The organism is Streptomyces sp. NBC_01197 (assembly GCF_036010505.1).
Taxonomy (GTDB): domain Bacteria; phylum Actinomycetota; class Actinomycetes; order Streptomycetales; family Streptomycetaceae; genus Streptomyces.
In genome coordinates this window covers 5,259,202-5,282,709 of the sequence record NZ_CP108569.1, presented here as the reverse complement: position 1 = coordinate 5,282,709, position 23,508 = coordinate 5,259,202, and the positions used below count along the sequence as shown (strand labels likewise).

General features: G+C 71.6%; 18 protein-coding genes. 4 read left to right on the top strand and 14 right to left on the bottom strand.

Going from position 1 to position 23,508, the window contains the following annotated elements:
* Positions 1-100 precede the first annotated feature (100 nt).
* Complete coding sequence (locus OG452_RS24130; RefSeq protein ID WP_327297666.1) at positions 101-892, top strand: IclR family transcriptional regulator; 792 nt, start codon at positions 101-103, stop codon at positions 890-892.
* Positions 893-1,082: 190 nt separating this feature from the next.
* Complete coding sequence (locus OG452_RS24125) at positions 1,083-2,441, top strand: MFS transporter (RefSeq protein WP_327297665.1); 1,359 nt, start codon at positions 1,083-1,085, stop codon at positions 2,439-2,441.
* Here the strand turns inward: OG452_RS24125 and OG452_RS24120 are convergent.
* From OG452_RS24120 to hrcA, 10 genes are all read right to left on the bottom strand, one after another.
* Positions 2,387-3,400 carry an adenosine deaminase gene (locus OG452_RS24120; protein ID WP_327297664.1) on the bottom strand — a complete coding sequence of 338 codons (1,014 nt, stop codon included), beginning with the start codon at positions 3,398-3,400 and terminating at the stop codon, positions 2,387-2,389. The two genes, OG452_RS24125 and OG452_RS24120, sit on opposite strands and share 55 nt — an antisense overlap.
* Positions 3,401-3,465: 65 nt before the next feature.
* Positions 3,466-4,383 carry a ribonuclease Z gene (locus OG452_RS24115; RefSeq protein ID WP_327297663.1) on the bottom strand — a complete coding sequence of 306 codons (918 nt, stop codon included), beginning with the start codon at positions 4,381-4,383 and terminating at the stop codon, positions 3,466-3,468.
* 5 nt (positions 4,384-4,388) lie between these two features.
* Positions 4,389-4,748, bottom strand: a complete 360-nt coding sequence (locus OG452_RS24110) for a histidine triad nucleotide-binding protein (RefSeq protein WP_327297662.1) — start codon at positions 4,746-4,748, stop codon at positions 4,389-4,391.
* A 181-nt stretch (positions 4,749-4,929) separates the two neighbouring features.
* Complete coding sequence (locus OG452_RS24105) at positions 4,930-8,139, bottom strand: S41 family peptidase (RefSeq protein ID WP_327297661.1); 3,210 nt, start codon at positions 8,137-8,139, stop codon at positions 4,930-4,932.
* Between the two features lie 5 nt (positions 8,140-8,144).
* On the bottom strand, positions 8,145-9,095 hold the full coding sequence (locus tag OG452_RS24100; protein ID WP_327297660.1) for an ATP-binding protein: 951 nt from the start codon (positions 9,093-9,095) through the stop codon (positions 8,145-8,147).
* A gap of 145 nt (positions 9,096-9,240) precedes the next feature.
* Positions 9,241-9,780, bottom strand: coding sequence for a hypothetical protein (locus tag OG452_RS24095; RefSeq protein ID WP_327297659.1), 540 nt, complete (start codon positions 9,778-9,780; stop codon positions 9,241-9,243).
* 127 nt (positions 9,781-9,907) lie between these two features.
* Entirely contained in the window at positions 9,908-10,669 is a 762-nt protein-coding gene (locus OG452_RS24090; RefSeq protein WP_327297658.1) for a 16S rRNA (uracil(1498)-N(3))-methyltransferase, read from the bottom strand.
* Positions 10,666-11,739: a nitronate monooxygenase gene (locus OG452_RS24085; protein ID WP_327297657.1), complete on the bottom strand. Its 1,074-nt coding sequence runs from the start codon at positions 11,737-11,739 to the stop codon at positions 10,666-10,668. The genes OG452_RS24090 and OG452_RS24085 overlap by 4 nt, the downstream gene beginning before the upstream one ends.
* Positions 11,740-11,917: 178 nt before the next feature.
* Positions 11,918-13,054, bottom strand: coding sequence for a molecular chaperone DnaJ (gene dnaJ / locus OG452_RS24080; RefSeq protein ID WP_327297656.1), 1,137 nt, complete (start codon positions 13,052-13,054; stop codon positions 11,918-11,920).
* Positions 13,055-14,065 carry a heat-inducible transcriptional repressor HrcA gene (hrcA, locus tag OG452_RS24075; RefSeq protein ID WP_164267318.1) on the bottom strand — a complete coding sequence of 337 codons (1,011 nt, stop codon included), beginning with the start codon at positions 14,063-14,065 and terminating at the stop codon, positions 13,055-13,057.
* A 153-nt stretch (positions 14,066-14,218) separates the two neighbouring features.
* Here hrcA and OG452_RS24070 point away from each other — a divergent pair, with 153 nt between their 5' ends.
* Complete coding sequence (locus tag OG452_RS24070; RefSeq protein WP_327297655.1) at positions 14,219-14,989, top strand: MBL fold metallo-hydrolase; 771 nt, start codon at positions 14,219-14,221, stop codon at positions 14,987-14,989.
* Between the two features lie 10 nt (positions 14,990-14,999).
* Positions 15,000-15,818: a DUF3097 domain-containing protein gene (locus OG452_RS24065; RefSeq protein ID WP_327297654.1), complete on the top strand. Its 819-nt coding sequence runs from the start codon at positions 15,000-15,002 to the stop codon at positions 15,816-15,818.
* A 27-nt stretch (positions 15,819-15,845) separates the two neighbouring features.
* Here the strand turns inward: OG452_RS24065 and hemW are convergent, their stop codons facing one another.
* The 4 genes from hemW to lepA form a co-directional block, all read right to left on the bottom strand.
* Positions 15,846-17,048, bottom strand: coding sequence for a radical SAM family heme chaperone HemW (hemW, locus tag OG452_RS24060; protein WP_327299754.1), 1,203 nt, complete (start codon positions 17,046-17,048; stop codon positions 15,846-15,848).
* 56 nt (positions 17,049-17,104) lie between these two features.
* Positions 17,105-18,949, bottom strand: a complete 1,845-nt coding sequence (locus OG452_RS24055) for a SpoIIE family protein phosphatase (RefSeq protein ID WP_327297653.1) — start codon at positions 18,947-18,949, stop codon at positions 17,105-17,107.
* 326 nt (positions 18,950-19,275) lie between these two features.
* Positions 19,276-21,165 carry an AMP-dependent synthetase/ligase gene (locus OG452_RS24050; RefSeq protein WP_327297652.1) on the bottom strand — a complete coding sequence of 630 codons (1,890 nt, stop codon included), beginning with the start codon at positions 21,163-21,165 and terminating at the stop codon, positions 19,276-19,278.
* A gap of 238 nt (positions 21,166-21,403) precedes the next feature.
* On the bottom strand, positions 21,404-23,272 hold the full coding sequence (lepA, locus tag OG452_RS24045) for a translation elongation factor 4 (protein WP_327297651.1): 1,869 nt from the start codon (positions 23,270-23,272) through the stop codon (positions 21,404-21,406).
* Positions 23,273-23,508: the final 236 nt, after the last annotated feature.

Genomic DNA, 23,508 nt, shown 5'->3' with positions numbered 1-23,508 from the left:
CCATGCATGGAAATGGACAGTAGATACATGAACGGGAGGCGTCAAGGGTTCCGACCACCCCGCGCCGCCCGCACACCTAGCGGGATCTAGGCTCTGAGGCATGCCGGAGACCGGAGGCGTACGCGAGGTGAAGTCGGCGGGCCGCACCGTCGAGCTGCTTGAGGTGCTCGCCGCGCGCGGTGACCGGCCCGCCCGGCTGCGGGAACTCGCCGACGAGCTCAGCGTCCCCCGCAGCTCCATGTACGCACTGCTGCAGACGCTGACCGACCGCGGCTGGGTCCGCACCGACGCGACGGGATCGCTGTACGGCATCGGCATCCGGGCCTTGCTCACCGGCACCAGCTATCTCGACACGGATGCCCGGGTGCGGGCGGTGAAGCCGTATCTCGACAAGGCGTCCACCACGCTGGGCGAGACCGTCCACCTGGGGCGGTTCGACCGCGGCGACGTCGTCTATCTCGCCACCCGCGAGTCGCACGAGTATCTGCGCACCCTCAGCCGCGTCGGCCGCAGGCTGCCCGCCCATGTCAGCGCGCTGGGCAAGGCACTGCTCGCCGAGCGAGCCGCTGACGGGCCGGACGGGCTGCCCGTCGGCGAGCTGGAACGGCTGACCCCGAACACCCTGGCCGACCGGGCCGCCCTCGACTCCGATCTGGCGCTGGTGCGCGAGCGGGGCTACGCGGTCGACCGGGAGGAGGGCGTCACCGGCATCGTCGGTTTCGGCTTCGCGCTGCGGTACGACACGCCTGCGATGGACGCCGTCAGCTGCTCGGTCCCGGTGACCCGGCTGACCGCCGAGCACGAGCGCCGGATCATCGCGACGATGCGCGAGGTACGGGCGGAGATCGAGGCCGCGGCACACACGCTGCCCGGTGCACCCGACTGGATCTGAGTAAAGAAACATCGCTTTTGCCCGTGCCTGCGTGACTATAAACCGAAGGTGTTATAGATCACAGAGCGGCGGCTTTTCGTTGGCTCCGCGTGGTTGATACAAATTGGCCGCGCGCTCCTGTCAATGACACGACGCCCACTTCCCCCCACTCTTCTGCCTGGTCACAGGCATGTCTCTGTCAGGAACGCCCGTGTCTTCGCGCTCGCGCGCCACATGGCCTCTCATCGCCGTGTTCACCGCTGGTTACCTCGCCTCGTACCTCCTCCCGACCATCGTCGGACGCCTCGGCTCCGGTCTCGGTCTCTCTCCTGCCGAAGCCGGTGTCGCCGGCTCGGTCCTCCTTCTCTGCTCGGCGGGCGCCGGTCTCGTACTGGCCTCGCACGTCGAGCGCATCGGCCCGCAGCGGGTCGCCCGCGCCGGGCTGCTGCTCGCCCTCACCGGATACGGCGCCGCCGCCACCACCTCGTACCTCCCCCTCGTCATCGCGGGGGCCGCCATCGGCGGAGTGGGTTCCGGCACTGCGACGGCGGTGGCCGCGGGCGGTATCGCGGGCCTGCCCGACCCCCACCGGGCCTCGGCCACCGGGCTGCTCACCGTGTCGGCGACAGCCGGCACCCTCTACCTCGTACTGCCGCAGCTCGGTGGCGGTCACCGGGCGCCGTTCGCTGCCGTCGCGCTGGTCGCCGCTCTCGTCTGGCCCGCGACCGGCCGGCTCGGCAGGACCCGCCCGCACCAGCCCGCCACCGGGGCCGGGCGCGGCCGGATCCCTCATCTGCGCACGGGCTCGGTGCTGGCCGGAGCGATGGTCTGCTGGGCCATGGCCCAGAACTCGCTCTGGGGCGTCAGCAGCCGGATCGGCCAGGACCAGGCAGGGCTGTCCGAGGTCGCGGTCGGCGCGATCTTCGCGGTGTCGCTGGGCGCCGGACTGATCGGCGTCGCGGGGGCCGGGGCACTCGGCTCGCGGCTCGGCAGGGCGCTGCCGATCGGCGGCGGCACGGTGCTCATCTCGGCCTGTATCGCGCTGAGTTCATCGGCGAGCGGGCTCGGCTCGTTCGCGTCGGGCGAGATCCTCTGGAACACCTTCTACCCGGTGGTCCTGTCCTATCTGATCGGTCTGGCCGCCTCGCTGGATCCACGCGGCCGCTGGGCCGTCCTGGTCGGCTCGGCGTCCTCGATCGGCGTGGCCTGCGGCCCGGTCGCGGGCAGTCTGCTCGCCGCGCGGACCGGTTACCCGCTGATGGGGGCGGTGTTGTGCGCACTGCTTCTGCTGCTGGCGATCCCGCTGACCGCGGTGGCGCTGCACACCTCGGGCCGCCCCCTGATGCCCGGTGCGGTACGCCGCAGGGGCGGCGCCCCGGCGGCGGTCGTCGCGGGCACCCTGGGCGCGGTCGCACCCGGCGTCCCGCAGCTCGGCGCACCCGAACTCACCGTCACCGAGATCGCCCTGGAGCCGGAGCCGGTACCCCGCCGCAAGTACCGGCTCACCGGGGGCGTTCAGCCCAGATCGAGGTCCGCGTCGAAGTCGTACGCGTCCACCTCGGCCAAGTAGCGCGCCCTGCGCTCCTCGTCGTGGTCGAGGAAGGCGGCGAGGAAGGAGTTGCGGGCCAGTGTCCGCAACTCCTCGTGCCCGAGGCCGAGCGCCTCGTGCACGGCGTGGAAGGTGTCGCCCGCGTAGCCCCCGAAGTATGCGGGGTCGTCGGAGTTGACGGTGCAGAGCAGCCCGGCGGCCATCATCTTCGGCAGCGGGTGCTGCTCCAGGGTGTCAACGGCCCGTAGCCGTACGTTCGACAGCGGGCAGAGCGTCAGCGGTACCCGGTCCCTGACCAGCCGCTCCACCAGCTCCGGGTCCTCCATCGAGCGCAGCCCGTGGTCGATCCGCTCCACTCCGAGGATGTCCAGGGCCTCGCGAACGTAGGCGGCGGGGCCCTCCTCGCCGGCGTGCGCGACCTTGCGCAGCCCCAGCTCCCCGGCCGCCGCGTACACCTCGCGGAACTTCGACGGCGGGTTCCCGACCTCGGCCGAGTCGAGGCCGACCGCCGCGATCCGGTGCAGATGGGGCTTGGCCGCCTCCAGTGTGCGGATCGCCGAATCGGCCGACTCGTCACGCAGGAAGCACATGATGAGCTGCGTGGAGATTCCGTGCCGCTCCTCGCTGCGCCCGAGCGCCCGCGAGATGCCCTCGACGACGGTGCCGATCGGCACGCCGCGCGCGGAGTGCGCCTGCGGGTCGAAGAAGATCTCCGCGTGGCGCACGCCCTGCGCGGCGGCGCGCGCGAGGTAGGCCTCGGTGAGCTCCTCGAAGTCCTCCTCGGTGCGCAGCACGGCCATCAGCCCGTAGTACAGGTCGAGGAACGACTGGAGATCGCTGAAGAGATACGCCTTGCGCAGCGCTTCGGTGTCCGTGTACGGCAGCTCGACGCCGTTGCGTGCGGCGAGCACGAAGGCCAATTCGGGTTCGAGGGTGCCTTCGATGTGGAGGTGGAGTTCGGCCTTGGGGAGGTGGTGCATCGGGGTCTCGCTCAGGTTGGTGGTGTGGGTGGGATGTGGGGGGCGGGCTTTTCGGGGGATGGCGGTCAGGCGGTGACGTGCCGGGTGGGGACCGGTACCCGCATCAGGTCCTCGGCGATGGTGAGTTCACCGTCGAAGCCCGCGGCGCGGGCCTGTCTGCCGAACTCCGCGGGGTCGGGGTACCGCTGCGAGAAGTGCGTCAGGACGAGGTGCCGTACACCGGCGTCCTGCGCGATCCGGCCCGCCTGTCCTGCGGTCAGATGGCCGTGGTCGGCCGCCAGCCGCGCGTCGTCGTCGAGGAAGGTCGACTCGATGACCAGCAGGTCGCAGCCGACGGCGAGCCGGTGGACCCCGTCGCAGAGCCGGGTGTCCATGACGAAGGCGAAGCGCTGGCCGCGCCGTACCTCGCTGACCTGGTCGAGGGTGACCCCGTCGAGCACGCCCTCCCGCTGGAGCCGTCCGATGCCGGGGCCTGACACACCGTGCTCGGTGAGCTTCTCCGGGAGCATCCGGCGCCCGTCGGGCTCGGTCAGCCGGTAGCCGTACGACTCGACGGGGTGCGAGAGCCTGACCGCCTCCAGGGCGTACGCGGGTGTCCGCGCCAGGACGCCTCCGTCGCCGGTGGCCGGGGCCTGCACCAGGGCGACGGACTCGCGGTAGGCGGTGGAGTACCGCAGCCGGTCGAAGAAGTGCTGCCCGCTCGCCGGGTAGTGCGCGGTGACCGGGTGCGGGACCTGGTCCAGGTTGATCCGCTGGATCACCCCGGCCAGGCCCAGCGAGTGGTCCCCGTGGAAGTGCGTGACGCAGATCCGGTCGATGTCGTGCGCGGCCACCCCGGCGTGCAGCATCTGGCGCTGGGTGCCCTCGCCGGGGTCGAAGAGGATGCCCTGGCCGTCCCAGCGCAGCAGATAGCCGTTGTGGTTGCGGTGCCGGGTGGGGACCTGGCTGGCGGTGCCGAGGACCACGAACTCTCGTACGGACAACGGGACTATCCGGGCGGCCAGTTGAGCCCGCGGCCGCCCAGCACGTGGGCGTGCGCGTGGAAGACGGTCTGGCCGGCGCCCGATCCGGTGTTGAAGACGATCCGGTACCCGGTCCCGTCGACCTTGTCCCCGGCGGCGACCTCGGCCGCCTCGCGCAGCACGTCCGCGGCGATCTGCGGTTCGGCCGCCGCGAGGGCGGCCGCGTCCGGGTAGTGCGCCTTGGGGATCACGAGGACGTGCGTGGGCGCCTGCGGGTTTATGTCACGGAAGGCGACGGTGGTGTCGGTCTCCCGGACGAGGGTCGCCGGGATGTCCCCCGAGACGATCTTGCAGAACAGGCAGTCGGTCTGCGGCTCTCCCGCCATGCGCTCACTCCTCGGTCATGGTGCCGGCCGGTCGCGGTGCCGGTCGGGCATGGTGTCGGTCGGTGATGGTGTCGGTCCGTGATCATCGTGTACGCGGCCATGCTAGCCGGGGGCGGCCGGTGCTCCCGCGCTCCGCCCCGGGCCACGCGCCCCCGCCCTGTGCCGGGCGGGGGCGCGGCTGTCAGCCCGGCAGGCCGGGCGGCGTCTTCGCCGGGTTCTCCTCCAGCGCGGCGAGCGCGATCCTGATCGCCTCGTCCAGCTGCGGGTCCCGGCCCGCCGCGTGGTCCTGCGGCGCCATGACCACCTCGACATCCGGGTCGACCCCGTGGTTCTCCACGCCCCAGCCGTAACCCTCCAGCCAGAAGGCGTACTTGGGCTGGGTCACCAGGGTGCCGTCGACCAGTCGGTACCTGCTGTCGATGCCGACGACGCCGCCCCAGGTGCGGGTGCCGACCACGGGCCCGATTTCCAGGGCCTTGATCGCCGCGTTCACGATGTCGCCGTCCGAGCCGGAGAACTCGTTGGCGACCGCCACCACAGGACCGCGCGGGGCGTCCTCCGGGTAGCTGGAGGGCCGCATCCCCCGCGGCAGGTCCCAGCCCACGATGCGGCGGGCCAGCTTCTCCACCACCAGCTGCGAGGTGTGGCCGCCGCGGTTCTCCCGTACGTCCACGACCAGGCCCTCCCTGGCCACCTCGACCCGCAGGTCTCGGTGGAGCTGTGCCCAGCCCGAGCCGACCATGTCGGGGACGTGCAGATAGCCGAGACGGCCGCCGGACCGCTCGTGGACGTAAGCCCGGCGGTCGGTCACCCACGCGTGGTAGCGCAGCGCCTCCTCGTCACCTGTGGGTACGACCACGACATGGCGCGGATCGCCCCCGTCGGCGGGCGAGACGGTGAGCTCGACGGGCTTGCCCGCCGAGCCGGTGAGCAGCGGGGCGGGCCCGGTGAGCGGGTCGACCGGCTGGCCGTCGACGGCCAGGACGGTGTCCCCCGCGCGGACGGCCACGCCGGGCGCGGCGAGCGGGGAGCGCGCCGCGGGGTCGGAGGTCTCCGAAGGAAGGACCCGGTCGATGCGCCAACTGCCGTCTTCCGTGCGGGAGATGTCGGCGCCGAGCAGCCCCTGCCGGGTGGTGTCGTCGCGCCAGCCGCCGGGCGGTGTCACATAGGCGTGCGAGGTGCCCAGCTCGCCCTGCACCTCCCAGAGCAGGTCGACCAGGTCGTCATGGGTCGCGACCCGGGCGAGCACCGGCCGGTAGCGGTCCAGGACCCCGTCCCAGTCGACGCCTGACATGTCGGGACGCCAGAAGTTGTCCCGCATGATGCGTCCGGCCTCGTCGTACATCTGCCGCCACTCGGCTGCCGGGTCGAGGATCCGGCGGATACGGGAGAGGTCGACGGAGATGTTGCTGTCGGTGTCCTCGTCCGCGCCGGGTTTGGCCACCCGGCTGTCCGACGGGACGACGCGCAGCTTGCCGTCCATGTGCAGTACGAGCCGCTTGCCGTCACCGCTGACCTCGAAGTGGTCGACGTCCGGGGCGATTTCCTCGTCGCGCAGCTTCTCCAGGTCGTACCGCTCAAGGACGGTGTGCGGCCAGGGCGCGTCGGGGGTGGCCCCTGACGTGCCGAGGACACCGCGCAGCGGGTGACGCAGCCAGAGCAGTCCGTCCCTGGCGGCGCGCAGCGTCGAGTAGCTGCCGGCCTCGACGGGCAGCGGCACGATGCGGTCGGCGAGACCTTCGAGGTCGATACGGGTGACGGGCAGCGCGGTCGGTGCGTCGTGCTCGTCGGCGTCCTTGTCCCGCTCGGTCGCCCGGCCGTGCCGCTGCGGGCCGAACGGCGACGGTGTGGCCGCAGCGAGTGTCAGCAGGTGAGGACGGCAGGTGCCGATGAACGCCAGGTCGAAGACGTGCGCGTCGTAGATCGGGTCGAAGGCGCGCTCGGAGAGGAAGGCGAGGTGCTTGCCGTCGGTGGTGAAGGCCGGGTCGAAGTCCCGGAAGCGCAGCGGGGTCGCCTCGGCGACGGAGAGGTCGGCGAGGTGCGCGAGTTTGAGCTGGCGCAGCGGCTCGGGGCCGGGGTGCGACCAGGCCAGCCAGGAGGAGTCGGGCGAGAAGACCAGGCCCGAGACGTCGCCGTCCTCGCTGCGATCCACCTCGTGCACATCGCCGGACTCGCGCTCGACGACCAGCACCCGCCCGTCGTGCGCGGCGACCGCGAACCGGCTGCCGTCCGGGGCCGCGGCGAGCCCGAGCACCCGGCCGACGCGGCCCTGGGCCAGGCGGCGCGGGGCGGCCGCGGGGGCGGCGCCGGTCGCGGGCGCGCACTCCAGGGCGTCCTCGCCCTCCGCGTCGGTGACCCAGACGACCTGCTCGGCGCCGTCGGCCCGGAAGGTGCGAGGCAGCCTCGCCCGTACGCCCGGCTCGGCGGCCAGCGCGCGTACCGGGCCCTCCCGGTGGGTGACCCAGTGCACGGCGCCGCGTGACTCGACGGCGCTGCCGCGGCCGGTACGGTCCGGGGACGCGGTGCCGATGTGGTGCCCGGCGCGCACCGAGTGGGGCTGGAGGTCGGCGCGCTGGCCGCCGAGCCGGACGTCGATCCGGCGGGGCTCGGCGCCTTCGAGGTCGTCGAGGATCCACAGTTCACCGGCCGCCATGTAGACGACCCGGGTGCCGTCGGTGGCCGCGTGGCGTGCGTAGAACCCGTCGGTCGGGGTGTGCCTGCGCAGCTCCGAGCCGTCCGGGAGCGAGGAGTAGAGCGCCCCGACGCCTTCGTGGTCGGAGAGGAAGGCCACCCGGTCGCCCACCCACAGCGGGCACTCGATGTTCCCGTCGATGTCGGTGTGCAGCCTTGCGAAGTCGCCGCCGGTCACACCGGTCCACAGCTTGCCCGCTGTGCCGCCCCGGTACCGCTTCCAGCTGGCGGCTTCGCGGCCCATCGTCGCCGAGAGGAGCAGCACCCGCTGGTCCGGCCCGTACGCGAGAGAGCCCACCGGCCCGTACGGCAGGGTCCGCGCCGGGCCGCCGTCGACCGGAACGGCCCGCGCCCAGCTGCGCCGCAGCGAGCTCTGGCCGTGGGTGCTGATGGCGAGCACCTCACCGTCCGGAGTCCAGCCGCGGACGGCGGTCCGTGCGTCGCCCCAGTACGTCAGACGCCTGGAGGGGCCTCCTTCGGCCGGGGCGAGATGCACTTCGGGCGCCCCGTCCCTGGTGGAGGTCCAGGCGACCCAGCGGCCGTCGGGAGATATCCGGGGATGGTTGACGGGGCTGTTGTCGGCGCTGACCCGCCAGGCGCGGCCGCCGTCGAGCGGGGCCAGCCAGACGTCGTCCTCTGCGGTGAAAGCGATCAGATCGCCCTGGACATGCGGAAACCGGAGATAGGAAGGCTGCTTCACAAGGATCACCCTATGGCGTCGCCCAGCCCGGCGAGCCTGAGTTGTCCGTACTCCCTGTGCGCCAGCGGCAGCCGGTAGGTCCCGTCGCTCCGGGCGAGCACCACCGACGAGCTCACCAGGGACGCGAGCGAGGATCCGTCGGGAAAGACGGTGCGGACCTGCTCCGCGGTGAACTCGCCGGTGAACGCCGACAGCCGTGCCCAGAGCAGCCGTTCGGCCCTGCTGCACAGCTCGTGGCTCCACTCGACGGCCCCAAGGAGTGTGCGGTGCCTGGCAGGGGCGCCGGGGCCGTCGGTGAGGACGGTGAACCGCCCGCCGGGCGCGCAGAGCGATCCGTACAGCTGCTGCGCGGTCATCAGCCGCAGGCTCCGGGCGGCGAGCAGGGTGGAGAGCGGATCGCCGTCGAGCCGGCCGGCCAGTCGCCCGGCCCAGTAGTCGGGCAACTCGACCCCGTACGAGACGGCTTGCTCCTGGAGCAGCCCGGCGGCCCGTTCGCGGGGCAGCGGAGGGACCTCCACCAGGTGTTCGCCCGGTACGTCGAGCGGTTTGCGGCTGGTGGTCAGGATCCGGAGCCCGGGGCAGCTGTCGTGCAGCCGGCCGACGAGGTAGGCGCAGCCGGTCAGCACGTGTTCGCAGGTGTCCAGGACGAGCAGCGCCCGGCTGTGGGTGAGCAGGTCGAGCACCGCGCGTACCGGGTCGGTGCCGGGTTCGGGCGCGGTGTGCAGCGCGGTGGCCACCATGTACGGGACCAGCGCCGCGTCCGGACAGCCGGAGAGGTCGACCCGGTGCACGGGCGTGCCGGTGCACGGGGGTTCCTGGCCGAGTCTGGCGGCCAGCCGTGACTTGCCGATGCCGCCGGGGCCTGTGAGGGTCACGAGGCGGGTGGCGGCAAGGCGTTCGGCGAGCGCGCCGGGCTCCGGCTCGGGGAGGGCGTCCGGTTCGGTCAGGGCAGCCATGGACCCACTCTGACGGGCGACCGCCCGCCGCGCGCGGGCCCGGGGCGAAGATCCGTACACCTAAATCCCTGGATGGGATACCTAGAGGGGATACCTAGGGATTCCGTTCGGAGCGGACCGCGCTCTCTGCTGGTTCGCGCGTTCGCTACTTGCCCGGGTACTGCGTCACGGTGGCGGTCACCGTCACGGTCGCCGTCGGCTGCGCGCCGCCGCTGTCCCCGCCGCCGCCCGGTGCGGGGGCGGTGGTGGCGTCCGGGGGCGGGGCCGCGCAGTTGCCCAGCAGGGTGGCCCTGAAAGCCAGTTCCCCGCCGATCGTGCTCGTCAGGTTGCCCCGTACACACCGTCCGTCGACTGTCCTGGTCACCTTGCCCTTGACGGTGATGTCCTTCTTGTCCTTGGTCCTGCCCTGGCAGTCGACCTGTGCCACGTCACGCGGGGCGGCGGAGGGCGCGGGCGAGGCGGCGGTAGCGGCGTCGGCCGTGCAGGTCAGCCAGTCGACGGCGACGCCGTGGTGCTCCAGGGCACTGGTGGCGGTGCGGTCGGTGGTGTAGGCGACGGACGCGGTGTTCACCCCGTCGACCGGGTCACAGGCCGCGAGGCCCGCAACTGCCGTGCAGACAGCGCCGATCGCAGCGAGAACCGACCGGTACCGTACGCGCTTCGATACGCGTCTCAATGCCCCCATACTGGGCAGGGTCCCACTGAAAGGCGCCGATGTGCAGCCCCTTCGCGCCCACTTCACTCTCGCGGGTGGCGCATCGGAGCGGGAGACGGACCGGGACGGCGGCGGGACAGGATGACGGGCGGGCTGCTCAGCCCCAGCGGCCCGTCCGGGCCAGCAGCAGCGCTCCCGCGGCCGTCCCCGCCGTTGAGGTGCGCAGCACACTGCGCCCCAGCCGGTACACCCCGGCCCCGGCCGCCGTGAACGCCGCGAGCTCCTCCGGCGACACTCCCCCTTCGGGGCCGACGACCAGCACGATGTCGCCCCGCGCGGGGAGTTCGGCCGCGGCCAGTGGCTCGCTGCCGTACTCCTGGTCCTCGTGCAGCACCCCGGCCAGGTCGGCGTCCGCGAGGAGTGCGGCGACCTGCTTGGTGCTCAGCGCATCGGTGATCTCGGGGAAGCGGGGACGCCGGGACTGCTTGCCCGACTCGCGTGCCGTACTGCGCCACTTGGCCAGGGACTTGGCGCCCCGGTCGCCGCGCCACTGGGTGATGCAGCGCGACGCCTGCCACGGCACGATCACATCGACGCCGGTCTCGGTCATGGTCTCGACGGCGACCTCACCGCGGTCGCCCTTGGGCAGCGCCTGCACGACGGTGATCCGGGGCACGGGCGGCGGATCGTCGGCACACGCGTCCACCCGGACCTCCAGCCGGTCCTTGCCCTCGGCCGCCAGGACCACGCACCGCGCCCAGCGGCCTGCGCCGTCGGTCAGTACGACCTCCTCGCCCGCCCGCAGCCGCTTCACGGACACCGCGTGCCGGCCCTCGGGGCCGTCCAGGACGAATCTGCCACCGGGGGTCACCGTGTCCAGGCCGCCGGCCGTGTCGACGACGAATACCGGGGCCGTCATGACGCACCGCCTTCGGCCAACAGCGCGCGGGCCGCGTCCACTTCGGCGACAAGCACCTCGATCAGCTGACCGGCTGGCAGCTCACGGGCGAGCCGGTGGCCCTGGCCGGCCCAGAGCGCCATGCCCTGGGCGTCCCCCACCCCGGCCGCGGCTTTGCGCAGTCCGGCCGTGAGGTAGTGCACCTGCGGGTAGGCGGCTGGGGCGTACGGACCGTGCTCGCGCATGAACCGGTTGACGAGGCCGCGCGCCGGGCGCCCGCTGAACGCGCGGGTGAGGTCGGTGCGGACGAAGAGCGGGTTGGTCAGGGCCTGCTTGTGCAGCCTGTTCGCCCCGGACTCCGGGCACACCAGGAAGGCCGTACCGAGCTGCGCCGCCTCCGCGCCCGCCGCGAGCACCGCCGCGATCTGCGAGCCGCGCATCAGACCGCCGGTCGCGAGGACCGGCAGCTGCACGGTCTCCCGTACCTGCGTGATGAGCGACAGCACACCGATGCCCGTGCCGTCGTTCTGCGGGTCGTCGCGGTGTGTGCCCTGGTGGCCGCCCGCCTCGATGCCCTGCACACAGACCGCGTCGGCGCCGCACCACTGGGCGGTCTGCGCCTCCTCGGCGGTGGTGACGGTGACGATGGTGAAGGTGTCGACCCGGTCGAAGGCGTCGAGCACATCGCGGGAGGGACAGCCAAAGGTGAAGGAGACCACCGGGACGGGGTCGTCGAGCAGGATGGCGAGCTTGGCCTCGTACCCGTCATCCGAGCTGCCGTGGACGTCGCCGAGTGGCGTCTCGTACCAGGTGGACTCACCGGCGAGCTGATGGCTGTAGACCTCGACGGCGGCCGGATCGGGGTGCTCGGACTGCGGCATGAAAAGGTTCACGCCGAAGGGCAGGGAGGTCAGCCCGCGCAGCTGCTTGATCTCCTCGTACATGCCGTCCGCGGTCTTGTACCCGGCGGCGAGGAAACCGAGACCACCGGCCTCGGAGACGGCTGCGGCGAGCTGCGGGCCCGAAGCACCGCCCGCCATGGGTGCCTGCACGATCGGATATCGGCAGAGATCGGCGAGTGCGGAGGACATGACCGCATCGTGCCATGTCCTCCGCACCGCATCGAATCGGCGCCCCCGGCGGAAGAACCGCGCTGGGCTACCGCCCGTTGTACGCGTCCTTCAACCGCGAGAACAACCCCTGCTGCCCCGGCTGACTGCATCCCCCGGGGGACGACCCCCGGACCCCCGGCAGAAGGACAACCCCCAGCTACCGCCCGTTGAACGCGTCCTTCAACCGCGAGAACAAGCCCTGCTGCCCCGGCTGGAACTGGCCGGTCGGGCGTTCCTCGCCGCGCAGCTTGGCGAACTCCCGCAGCAGCCGCTCCTGTTCGGCGTCCATCTTCGTCGGGGTGAGCACCTCGACATGCACGATCAGGTCGCCGCGGCCGCCGCCGCGCAGATGCGTGATGCCGCGCTGGTGCATCGGGATCGACTGACCGGACTGCGTGCCCGGCCGGATGTCGACCTCCTCCAGCGCGTCCAGCGTCTCCAGCGGCACCTTCGTACCGAGTGCGGCCGCCGTCATGGGGACCGTCACCGTGCAGTGCAGATCGTCGCCCCGCCGCTGGAATACCGCGTGCGGCAGTTCGTGGATCTCGACGTACAGGTCGCCGGCGGGGCCGCCGCCGGGGCCGACCTCGCCCTCGCCCGCGAGCTGGATCCGGGTGCCGTTGTCGACACCGGCCGGGATCTTCACCGTCAGCGTGCGACGGGAGCGGATGCGCCCGTCGCCCGCGCACTCGGGGCACGGGGTCGGTACGACCGTACCGAAGCCCTGGCACTGCGGGCAGGGCCGCGAGGTCATGACCTGGCCCAGGAAGGACCGGGTGACCTGCGAGACCTCACCGCGGCCGCGGCACATGTCGCAGGTCTGGGCCGAGGTGCCGGGGGCGGCGCCCTCGCCGCTGCAGGTCGTGCAGACCACAGCGGTGTCGACCTGGATGTCCTTCGTGGTGCCGAAGGCCGACTCGTTGAGGTCGATCTCCAGCCGGATCATCGCGTCCTGGCCGCGCCGCGTGCGCGACCTCGGCCCGCGCTGGGACGCCGTACCGAAGAAGGCGTCCATGATGTCCGAGAAGTTGCCGAAGCCGCCCTGGCCGAAGCCGCCGGCTCCGCCGCCGCCCGCCTGCGAGAGCGGGTCGCCGCCGAGGTCGTAGACCTGCTTCTTCTGCGGGTCCGACAGCACCTCGTAGGCGGCGTTGATCTCCTTGAAGCGTTCCTGCGTCTTGGGATCGGGATTGACGTCCGGGTGGAGCTCACGCGCCAATCGCCGGAATGCCTTCTTGATCTCGTCCTGGGAAGCGTCGCGGCGCACGCCGAGAACGGCGTAATAGTCCGTGGCCACTTACGACTCCGCCAGGATCTGTCCGACGTAACGTGCCACTGCGCGTACCGCTCCCATCGTTCCGGGGTAGTCCATGCGGGTCGGTCCGACCACGCCGAGTTTGGCGACTGCCTCGTCGCCCGAACCGTAGCCGACGGCGACGACCGATGTGGACGTCAGGCCCTCGTGGGCATTCTCATGCCCGATGCGTACGGTCATGCCCGAGTCCTCACCGAGCAGCTTGAGGAGCACGACCTGCTCCTCAAGCGCTTCCAGCACCGGCCTGATGGTCAGTGGGAAGTCATGTCCGAATCGCGTCAGATTGGCGGTTCCGCCGATCATCAGCCGTTCTTCGGTCTCCTCGACCAGCGTTTCCAGCAAGGTCGCGAGCACCGTGGAAACCGTACCCCGGTCTTCCTGTTCGAAGGACTCGGGAAGGTCCTGCACCAATTGTGGTACGTCCGCGAAGCGGCGCCCCACCACCCGGCTGTTGAGCCGGGCACGGAGGTCGGCGAGAGATGTCTCACCGAACGGCGCCGGACAGTCGATCATGCGCTGCTCGACCCGTCCGGTGTCCGTGATCAGCACGAGCATCAGCCGGGCCGGGGCCAGCGCCAGCAGCTCCACGTGCCGCACCGTGGAACGGGTCAGCGACGGGTACTGCACCACGGCGACCTGCCGGGTGAGCTGGGCGAGCAGCCGTACGGTGCGGCCCACCACGTCGTCGAGGTCGACCGCACCGTCCATGAAGTTCTGGATGGCGCGCCGCTCGGGCGACGAGAGGGGCTTGACGCCCGCGAGCCGGTCGACGAACAGCCGGTACCCCTTGTCGGTGGGGATGCGGCCCGCGCTCGTGTGCGGCTGGGCGATGAACCCCTCGTCCTCCAGGGCCGCCATGTCATTGCGGACGGTGGCCGGTGAGACACCGAGCCGGTGCCGCTCGGTGAGCGCCTTGGAGCCGACCGGCTCCTCGGTGCCCACGTAGTCCTGGACGATGGCGCGCAACACTTCGAGTCTGCGTTCGCTGAGCACCCGCGCACACCTCCAGCTGTCGATCCGGGCCTGCCTGGCACTCGGAATGTTCGAGTGCCAGCAGCGTCCCAGTGTACGGCGGAGAGGTTCACCGCTGGCAAGGGCGGCCCGTCGCACGGTCGCGCCGGTGTCCGCCCGGGATAGCGTCGCGGTATGGACGCCACTTGGGAAGACTCCGGCTGGGAACACCTGGCGGCGGGGGTGGGCCGGTGCCGTCTTCCCCGCTGGGACGCGACGGCCGGGCTCGTGGCGGGCCGGTACGGTGCGCTGCTCTTCGACACGGGGGCGACGCTGCGCGAGGGCCGGGAGATCCGGATGCGCGCGGAGGCGGCGCTGGGCCGCCGGGTGACGCACATCGCGCTGAGCCACCCGCACTTCGACCATGTGCTGGGCACCGCCGTGTTCGCGGGTGTCCAGGTCTACGGAGCGGTGGGCGCGGAGGCGCTGCTCACCCGGGGCTCGCGCGGGGCCGACGCGCTGCGCCAGGACGCGGTGCGCCACGGCGTCCCGGCGGCGGAGGCCGCCGACGCGGTGGCCCATCTGGTCGCTCCGCACCATCCGGTCTCCGGTGAGCTGACCCTGGACCTGGGCGGCCGCCGGGTCACCCTGGTGAACTGCGGCCCCGGGCACACCGGCCACGATCTGGCGCTGCTCGTCCCGGGCGGGCAGGACGCCGGCACCTGGAGCGGCGCGGGAGGCGCGGGCGACCGCGATGTCGTCTTCTGCGGCGACCTCGTCGAGGAGCCGGGCGAGCCGCAGGCGGGCCAGGACGCGATGCCCGCCCGCTGGCCCGAGGCGCTGGACCGGCTGCTGGCACTGGGTGGTGAGGACGCGCTGTACGTACCGGGGCACGGGGCCGTGGTCGACGCCTCGTTCGTCCGCGCTCAGCGTGCTGTGCTGGCAGCGCGCGCCGGGGTGTCGTAGCGTCTGCGGAATGCGCAGCTACAGCCCCGACTTCACGCCGCCGTGGAAGAAGCAGACGCCCGCCCGCGAGGTCGCGGCCGAGCCCGATCTGGTGGTCGAGGAGGTCGCCACCGGGTTCTGCGGCGCGGTTATCCGCTGTGAGAAGACGGCCGAAGGGCCGACGGTCACGCTGGAGGACCGCTTCGGCAAGCACCGGGTGTTCCCGATGGGTCCGCGCGCCTTCCTGCTGGAGGGGCGCCCTGTCACTCTCGTGCGCCCCACGGCAGCGCCCCAGCGCCCCAGCCGGACGGCATCCGGTTCGCTGGCGGTGCCCGGCGCGCGGGCACGGGTCGCGCGGGCCGGGCGGCTCTACGTCGAGGGGCGGCACGACGCGGAGCTGGTCGAGCGGGTGTGGGGCGACGACCTGCGGATCGAGGGCGTCGTCGTCGAGTACCTGGGAGGCATCGACGACCTGCCCGCGATCGTCGCGGAGTTCGGCCCGGCGGCGGACGCGCGGCTCGGAGTGCTGGTCGACCACCTGGTCCCGGGCTCGAAGGAGTCCCGTATCGCGGCGGAGGTCTCCAGCGACCACGCGCTGGTGGTGGGGCACCCGTACATCGACGTCTGGGAAGCGGTGAAGCCGTCGTCGGTGGGCATCACGGGGTGGCCGGCCGTACCGCGCGGGCAGGACTGGAAGACGGGCGTGTGCCGGGCGCTGGGCTGGCCGGAGAACACCGGGGCCGCGTGGCAGCGGATCCTGTCCGGAGTGCACTCCTACCGGGACCTGGAGCCAGCGCTGCTGGGCCGGGTCGAGGAACTGATCGACTTCGTGACGGCGCCGGCGGAGTAGGGGGTTCCAGCCGGAATTTCCTGCCCCTCAGTCCACCAGATCCCGCACCACCGCATCGGCCAGCAACCGCCCCCTCAGGGTGAGCACCGCCCGCCCCGCCTCGTACGCTCCCGCGTCGAGCAGCCCGTCCGACAGGGCGCGCCGGGACGCGGCCAGGCCCGCCGGGGCCAGGATGGCGAGCGGGCAGCCGTCGCGGAGGCGCAGTTCGAGCAGGATGCGTTCCACCCGGCGGTCCTCCGCGGGCAGGATCTCCCGGCCCGCGCCGGGTGACTTCCCGGCCGCCAGGGCTGCCGCGTACGCGCCGGGGTGCTTCACGTTCCACCAGCGCACGCCGCCGATGTGGCTGTGCGCGCCGGGGCCCGCGCCCCACCAGTCCGCGCCGCGCCAGTACAGCTCGTTGTGCAGGCAGCGGCCCGCGTCGGTGGTGGACCAGTTGGAGACCTCGTACCAGGAGAACCCCGCGTCGGCCAGGACCGAGTCCGCGATCAGATAGCGGTCCGCGTGCTCGTCGTCGTCCGTCATCGGCACCTCGCCACGCCGGATCCGGCGGGCCAGCTGGGTGCCCTCCTCGACGATGAGCGCGTACGCGGAGATGTGGTCGGGTCCGGCGCCGACCGCCGCCGAGAGCGAGGCCCGCCAGTCGTCGTCGGACTCGCCGGGCGTGCCGTAGATCAGGTCCAGATTGACGTGCTCGAAGCCCGCGGCGCGCGCCTCGGCGACGCACGCCTCGGGCCTGCCCGGGGTGTGGGTGCGGTCGAGGATCTTCAGGACGTGCTGCCGCGCGCTCTGCATCCCGAACGAGATCCGGTTGAAGCCCCCGGCCCGCAGCGTCGCCAGATACTCCGGGCCGACGGACTCGGGGTTGGCCTCGGTGGTGATCTCGGCGCCGTCGGCGAGCCCGAACTCGTCCCGTACCGCCGCGAGCATCCGTACCAGGTCCGCCGCGTCGAGCAGGGTCGGCGTGCCGCCGCCGACGAACACCGTGCTCACCGGGCGCGGGTCGTCGCCGAGCACCTTGCGGGCCAGCCGGATCTCCTCGGTGAGGGTCGACGCGTAGTTGTCCTGCGAGGCCAGCACACCGCCCGAGCCGCGCAGCTCGGTCGCGGTGTAGGTGTTGAAGTCGCAGTACCCGCAGCGCGTCGCGCAGTAGGGCACGTGCAGATAGAACCCGAGCGGCCGCTCGCCCGCGTTCTCCAGGGCATGACCGGGCAGCGCCCCGTCATCGGGCATGGGCTCACCATCGGGCAGTACGGAAGGCATGCCCCCATTGTCCCCCGGCCCGGGAACTACTCCGCCCGCAGCACCAGGAGTGCCATGTCGTCGTCCAGCGGCTCCACGCCGAACGCGTAGACCGCCTGCTTGATCCGCTCGGCGACCCCCTGCGCGGTCAGCCCCGTACAGCCCGCCAGTTCGGCCGAGAGGCCGTCGCCGTCGTCGAACATGCGCGGTCCTGCCCGCCGCTCGGTGACACCGTCGGTGACGCAGAGCAGCGTGTCGCCGGGCAGCAGGTCGAAGGTCTCGCTCTCGTACGTGACCCCCTCGATCACGCCGAGCAGCATCTGCGGTGCGGCGGCGGCCCGTACGGTGCCGTCGGGGCTCAGCAGCAGCGGCAGCGGATGGCCCGCGCTGGCCAGGGTGCACCGGACGCCTGCGCCGTCGGGCAGTGGCACCAGCTCGCCGTAGAGCAGCGAGAGGAACCGGGACTGGGGGTCCTCGTGCAGCTCCTGGCCGCCGGCCATCGCGACCATACGGGCCGCCGCCTCTGCGGTCTCCATCGCGTCGTCGAGCAGCAGCTTGTTGAGCCGGTCGAGCACCTCGGAGACCTGGTAGCCCTCACGGGCGAGCAGCCGCAGCCAGGGGCGGGCGAGTCCGGTGACGACGGCCGCCTCCGGGCCGCTGCCCTGGACGTCGCCGAGCGCGAAGCACCAGCGGCCGCCCGCGCTGTCGCCGGGGAAGACGTCGTAGAAGTCGCCGCCCGCGACGCCCTCGCCGCGCGGCTCGTAGACGAGGGCGCTGTCCATGCCGGGGATCTCGGCGACGCTGCTGGGCAGCAGGCCGCGCTGGAGGACCCTGCTGATGGTGGCCTGCCGGGTGTACTGGCGCGCGGCGCCGATCGCCAGTGCGACCCGGCGCGCGAAGTCGCCCACCAGCGCGGTCACTTCCTCGTGGGCGCGCCGCCCGGCGGCCCGGCCGAGCAGCAGGGTGCCCAGCGGGCGGCCCGCCGCGAGCAGCCGGTAGCCGAGCACTGTGCCGTCGGCACCCGCTGTGCCGTCGGCACCCGCCGTCCCGTCGGCGAAGGGCCACTCCAGGGCCACGGCGCCGCCCCGCGCGGACTCGGGCAACTGGGGCGGCTCCTTCTCCAGTACGGCCCGCAGCTCGTCGATCCGGCTCTCGTGGGCGTGCCAGACCCGCGACAGCCTCGGTCTGCGTCCGGGGCCGCCCGCCTCCGGGTCCAGCCAGACGGCGCACCAGTCGCCGAGCCTGGGCACCAGGAGCTGCGCGGCGAGTGCGGCGATCATGTCCTCGTCGAACTGCCCTGCGAGCAGTTCGGAGGCCTCGGCGAGGAAGCTCAGCGCCCCGCTGCTGCTCCACTCCCGCTCCGCGCCCTGTCTGTGCCGGGGCGCGGAGGCCAGGATCTCGGCGGCGCGCAGTCCGTGCCGGAGGCGGGGGGCGCTGCCGGCGGCGGACTGCGGGTCACCTCCGTCGAGCGGCAGCCGGGTCCAGACCGTCTTGAGCCCGGTGCGGTAGGTGATGCCCCAGGCCTCGGCCAGGGACGAGACGAGCCGCAGCCCGCGGCCGTACTCCGGCAGGCCGTCGTGGTGGTGCTCCGGGTCGTTGCGCACCTCCCGCGACGGGTGCTGGTCCGAGACCTCGATCACCAGCGCGGGCGGCTCGTCGCCTGCCGCGCCCTCCAGCCGTACGAGCACCTCGACCGTGGTGCCCGCGTGCACGACGGCGTTGGTGACGAGTTCGCTGGCGATCAGGGCGGAGTCGTCGGCGAGCTGGTCGGTGAATCCGGTGGCCGGCAGCCCGAGCGCGGTCCAGTCGGCGAGCGCGGCCCGGACGAACCGGCGCGCGGCGGACGGGGACAGCGGGTTGCCGGGCAGGCTGGTGCGGACCACCGACGGCATGCCTGCCGGTGGTCCGGAGGGGCGCACGGCATGGACCGCGGTCTCCCTCTGTACGGGAATGGACCCGGGAATGGACCCCACTCGGTGGCTCCCTGACCAGATCTGACGTTGCGCCAACGACGACACCGACAGAGTGACAGACGGAGCCCGCCCATATGCGTCGAGTTACTCAAATGGGCCGTGTCGGAAAAGGAAAGCGCTGGTGGGTGCGGTGGCCGAGACAGGAATCCGGTATGGCTCCGGTCCTGTGGAACCGTCTCCCGGGGGTGATTGCGGGTGGGGGGGCCGGCGGTGGGGTCCGCCGCCGGTCCCGCTCCGCGCCCGCGCTACGCCTCGCGCGAGCCCGCGTACATGTCGTCGATGAGCGCCTTGTACTCCCGCTCGACGACCGGCCGCTTCAGCTTGAGGCTGGGGGTCAGCTCTCCGTGCTCGATGTCCAGGTCGCGCGGCAGCAGCCGGAACTTCTTGACCGTCTGCCAGCGCTGGAGTCCCTCGTTGAGCCGCTTCACATAGCCGTCGATCAGCGACTCGACCTCCTTTGAGGCCACCACGTCGGCGTACGAGCGGCCGCCCAGGCCGTTCTCCTCGGCCCAGCCCAGGATGGTCGGCTCGTCGAGGGAGATCAGGGCCGTACAGAAGTTACGGTCCGCGCCGTGCACCAGGATGTTGGAGACGAACGGGCACACCGCCTTGAACTGGCCCTCGACCTCGGCCGGTGCGATGTACTTGCCGCCGGACGTCTTGATCAGGTCCTTCTTGCGGTCGGTGATCCGCAGATAGCCGTCGGACGACAGCTCCCCGATGTCGCCGGTGTGGAACCAGCCGTCGGACTCCAGCACTTCGGCGGTCTTCTCCGGCAGCCGGTGGTAGCCCGCCATGATGCCGGGGCCGCGGAGCATGACCTCACCGTCGTCGGCGATCCGGACCTCGGTGCCGGGCAGCGGCTTGCCGACGGTTCCGGTGCGGTAGGCCTCCCCGGGGTTGACGAAGGAGGCGGCGCTCGACTCGGTGAGGCCGTACCCCTCCAGGATGTGGATGCCAGCACCGGCGAAGAACAGCCCGATGTCGGGGGCGAGCGCGGCGGAGCCCGAGACACAGGCGCGCAGCCGCCCGCCGAACGCCTCCCGGATCTTGGCGTACACCAGCGCGTCGGCGACCTTGTGCTTGGCCGAGAGCGCGAACGGCGCCGAAGCGGAGCCGGTGTGCCGGAAGTTGTCCTGGGTGACCTTCGCGTACTCGCGTGCCACTTCGGCGGCCCACTGGAAGATCTTGTACTTGGCGCCGCCACCGGCCCGCGCCTTGGCCGCGACCCCGTTGTAGACCTTCTCGAAGATCCTCGGGACGGCTGCCATATAGGTCGGCTGGACCACCGGAAGGTTCTCGATGATCTTGTCCACCCGGCCGTCCACCGCGGTGACATGGCCGACCTCGATCTGGCCGGAGGTCAGCACCTTGCCGAAGACGTGCGCGAGCGGCAGCCAGAGGTACTGGACGTCGTCCTTGGTGATCAGCCCGGTGGAGACCGTGGCCTTGGCCATGTACGACCAGTTGTCGTGCGGCAGCCGTACGCCCTTGGGCCTGCCCGTGGTGCCCGAGGTGTAGATCAGGGTGGCGAGCTGATCAGCTGTGATGGCGCCGATCCGCTCCTTGACCGCACCGGGGTTCGCCGCCAGGTACGCGACTCCGCGGGCCTCCAGATCGGCGAGCGTACGGACCCAGCCGGCCTCGTCCGCCTGGTCGGGCTCCAGGCCCGCGCTGTCGATCACCACGACATGGCGGAGGTCCGGCAGCTCAGCGCGCCGCTCCCGCGCCTTGGCGAGCTGCCCGGCGTCCTCCGCGATCAGCACCCGGCTCTCGGAGTCGGAGAGGATGTACGCGGACTCCTCGGTGTTGGTCGACGGATAGATCGTCGTCGTCGCGGCTCCCGCGCACATCACGCCGAGGTCGGCCAGAATCCATTCGACCCGGGTCGAGGAGGCGAGCGCGACGCGCTCCTCGGGCCGCACGCCGAGTTCGATGAGGCCGGCGGCGATGGCGTACACCCGCCCGGCCGCCTGGCCCCAGCTCAGGGACTTCCACTCATCAGGTCCGTCACCGGAAGCCGCGGGTACCGGATAGCGGTACGCCTCGGCATCGGGCGTCTGGGCCACCCGCTGGGTGAAAAGGGTCGCCACGGAGGGCGGCCGGGTCTCGATCAAGGTCTGTGTGTCGCTCACGACGTCGTCCTCCGGGCCTGCGGGCAGCTCTGCGCGACTGGCTGGTGGCTGTTATTAAACTGGCGAGTAACTAGTGATCAGAGTAGAGCGCCTGTGTCCGCCACGTAAGAGGGAACGGCCGTGTGCTTCATAACGAACGGGCCCCCATGCCGCAGCGCGGGGGCCCGTCTGTTGGTTCTCGTTCCGGTTCTCGCCGGTTACCGCCGGTTCGCGCAGGTCACCTCTGGCCTCGGGCCGGTTACTTCTTCTTGCTCTCGCCGGACTCGTCGGTCGACAGCACCGCGATGAAGGCCTCCTGCGGGACCTCCACGTTGCCGACCATCTTCATCCGCTTCTTGCCCTCCTTCTGCTTCTCCAGCAGCTTCCGCTTACGGGAGATGTCACCGCCGTAGCACTTGGCGAGGACGTCCTTGCGGATGGCGCGGACGGTCTCACGGGCGATGACCCGGGCGCCGATGGCCGCCTGGATCGGCACCTCGAAGTTCTGCCGCGGAATCAGCTTCTGCAGCTTGGCGACGAGCCGCACCCCGTACGCGTACGCCTTGTCCTTGTGCGTGACGGCGGAGAACGCGTCGACCTTGTCGCCGTGCAGCAGGATGTCGACCTTGACGAGCTGGGCCGCCTGCTCGCCGGTGGGCTCGTAGTCGAGCGAGGCGTAGCCGCGGGTCTTCGACTTCAGCTGGTCGAAGAAGTCGAAGACGATCTCGGCGAGCGGAAGGGTGTAGCGGATCTCGACCCGGTCCTCGGAGAGGTAGTCCATCCCGAGCAGCGTGCCGCGGCGGTTCTGGCAGAGCTCCATGATCGCGCCGATGAACTCGCTGGGGGCCAGCACCGTGGCGCGGACGACCGGCTCGTGCACCTTGTCGATCTTCCCCTCGGGGAACTCGCTCGGGTTGGTGACGATGTGCTCGGTGCCGTCCTCCATGTCCACGCGGTAGACCACGTTGGGCGCGGTGGCGATGAGCTCCAGGTTGAACTCGCGCTCCAGCCGCTCCCGGACCACGTCGAGGTGGAGCAGGCCGAGGAAGCCGACCCGGAAGCCGAAGCCGAGAGCAGCCGACGTCTCCGGCTCGTACACCAGGGCGGCATCGTTGAGCTGGAGCTTCTCCAGGGCCTCACGGAGGTCCGGATAGTCGGAGCCGTCCAGCGGGTAGAGCCCGGAGAACACCATCGGCTTGGGGTCCTTGTAGCCGCCCAGGGCCTCCGTCGCGCCCTTGTGCAGCGAGGTGATCGTGTCACCGACCTTCGACTGCCTGACGTCCTTCACACCGGTGATGATGTAGCCGACCTCGCCGACGCCCAGGCCGTCCGAGGGGGTCATCTCCGGCGAGGAGACGCCGATCTCCAGGAGTTCGTGGGTGGCGTTGGTGGACATCATCCGGATGCGCTCGCGCTTGTTCAGCGAGCCGTCGATGACCCTGACGTACGTGACGACGCCCCGGTACGAGTCGTAGACCGAGTCGAAGATCATCGCGCGGGCGGGGGCGTCGGCCCGGCCCACCGGCGCGGGCACGTCCTTGACCACGCGGTCGAGGAGCGCGTCCACCCCGACGCCGGTCTTCGCCGAGACCTTGAGCACGTCCTCAGGCTGGCAGCCGATGAGGTTCGCCAGCTCCTCGGAGAACTTCTCGGGCTGCGCGGCCGGCAGGTCGATCTTGTTGAGGACCGGAACGATCGTGAGGTCGTTCTCCATCGCCAGATAGAGGTTGGCGAGGGTCTGTGCCTCGATGCCCTGGGCCGCGTCGACCAGCAGGACCGTGCCCTCGCAGGCGGCGAGGGAACGGGAGACCTCATAGGTGAAGTCCACGTGACCAGGGGTGTCGATCATGTTCAGGACATGGGTGGTGCCCAGGTCCCCGCCCGTGGTGGGCGCCCAGGGCAGCCGGACGGCCTGGGACTTGATCGTGATGCCGCGCTCGCGCTCGATGTCCATACGGTCGAGGTACTGAGCGCGCATCTGCCGCTGGTCGACCACCCCGGTCAGCTGGAGCATCCGGTCGGCAAGGGTCGACTTGCCGTGGTCGATGTGCGCGATGATGCAGAAGTTGCGGATCAGCGCCGGGTCGGTACGGCTCGGCTCGGGCACGTTGGTAGGAGTCGCGGGCACGCAGGGTCCTGATTCTTGAGACGCCGGGCGTCTCGTCTCGGGCGATGGCGGATCGATACGTAAGCTCCATGGTCCCATGGCCGGGGGGCTGAGCCCGTTTTGGGCCGGTGGATGGCGGGCTGGTACCGTGGTCAGCTGTGCCTCCTGGGCCTTCCGGATGAACGCTCCACACGGTTCGTGCCGGTCGGTGCGGGGGCACTCATGGAAATTCGAAATTCATCGAACCTGAAAAGGCT

What these genes read in the sequence shown, in the direction of transcription:
- OG452_RS24070 (WP_327297655.1), top strand. Translation starts at nt 14,219, where the DNA reads ATGGACGCCACTTGGGAAGACTCCGGCTGGGAACACCTGGCGGCGGGG.
- OG452_RS24100 (WP_327297660.1), bottom strand. Translation starts at nt 9,095, where the DNA reads ATGGCTGCCCTGACCGAACCGGACGCCCTCCCCGAGCCGGAGCCCGGC.
- OG452_RS24065 (WP_327297654.1), top strand. Translation starts at nt 15,000, where the DNA reads ATGCGCAGCTACAGCCCCGACTTCACGCCGCCGTGGAAGAAGCAGACG.
- OG452_RS24120 (WP_327297664.1), bottom strand. Translation starts at nt 3,400, where the DNA reads ATGCACCACCTCCCCAAGGCCGAACTCCACCTCCACATCGAAGGCACC.
- OG452_RS24095 (WP_327297659.1), bottom strand. Translation starts at nt 9,780, where the DNA reads ATGGGGGCATTGAGACGCGTATCGAAGCGCGTACGGTACCGGTCGGTT.
- hemW (WP_327299754.1), bottom strand. Translation starts at nt 17,048, where the DNA reads ATGCCCGATGACGGGGCGCTGCCCGGTCATGCCCTGGAGAACGCGGGC.
- OG452_RS24110 (WP_327297662.1), bottom strand. Translation starts at nt 4,748, where the DNA reads ATGGCGGGAGAGCCGCAGACCGACTGCCTGTTCTGCAAGATCGTCTCG.
- OG452_RS24130 (WP_327297666.1), top strand. Translation starts at nt 101, where the DNA reads ATGCCGGAGACCGGAGGCGTACGCGAGGTGAAGTCGGCGGGCCGCACC.
- OG452_RS24085 (WP_327297657.1), bottom strand. Translation starts at nt 11,739, where the DNA reads ATGTCCTCCGCACTCGCCGATCTCTGCCGATATCCGATCGTGCAGGCA.
- OG452_RS24090 (WP_327297658.1), bottom strand. Translation starts at nt 10,669, where the DNA reads ATGACGGCCCCGGTATTCGTCGTCGACACGGCCGGCGGCCTGGACACG.
- OG452_RS24055 (WP_327297653.1), bottom strand. Translation starts at nt 18,949, where the DNA reads ATGCCGTCGGTGGTCCGCACCAGCCTGCCCGGCAACCCGCTGTCCCCG.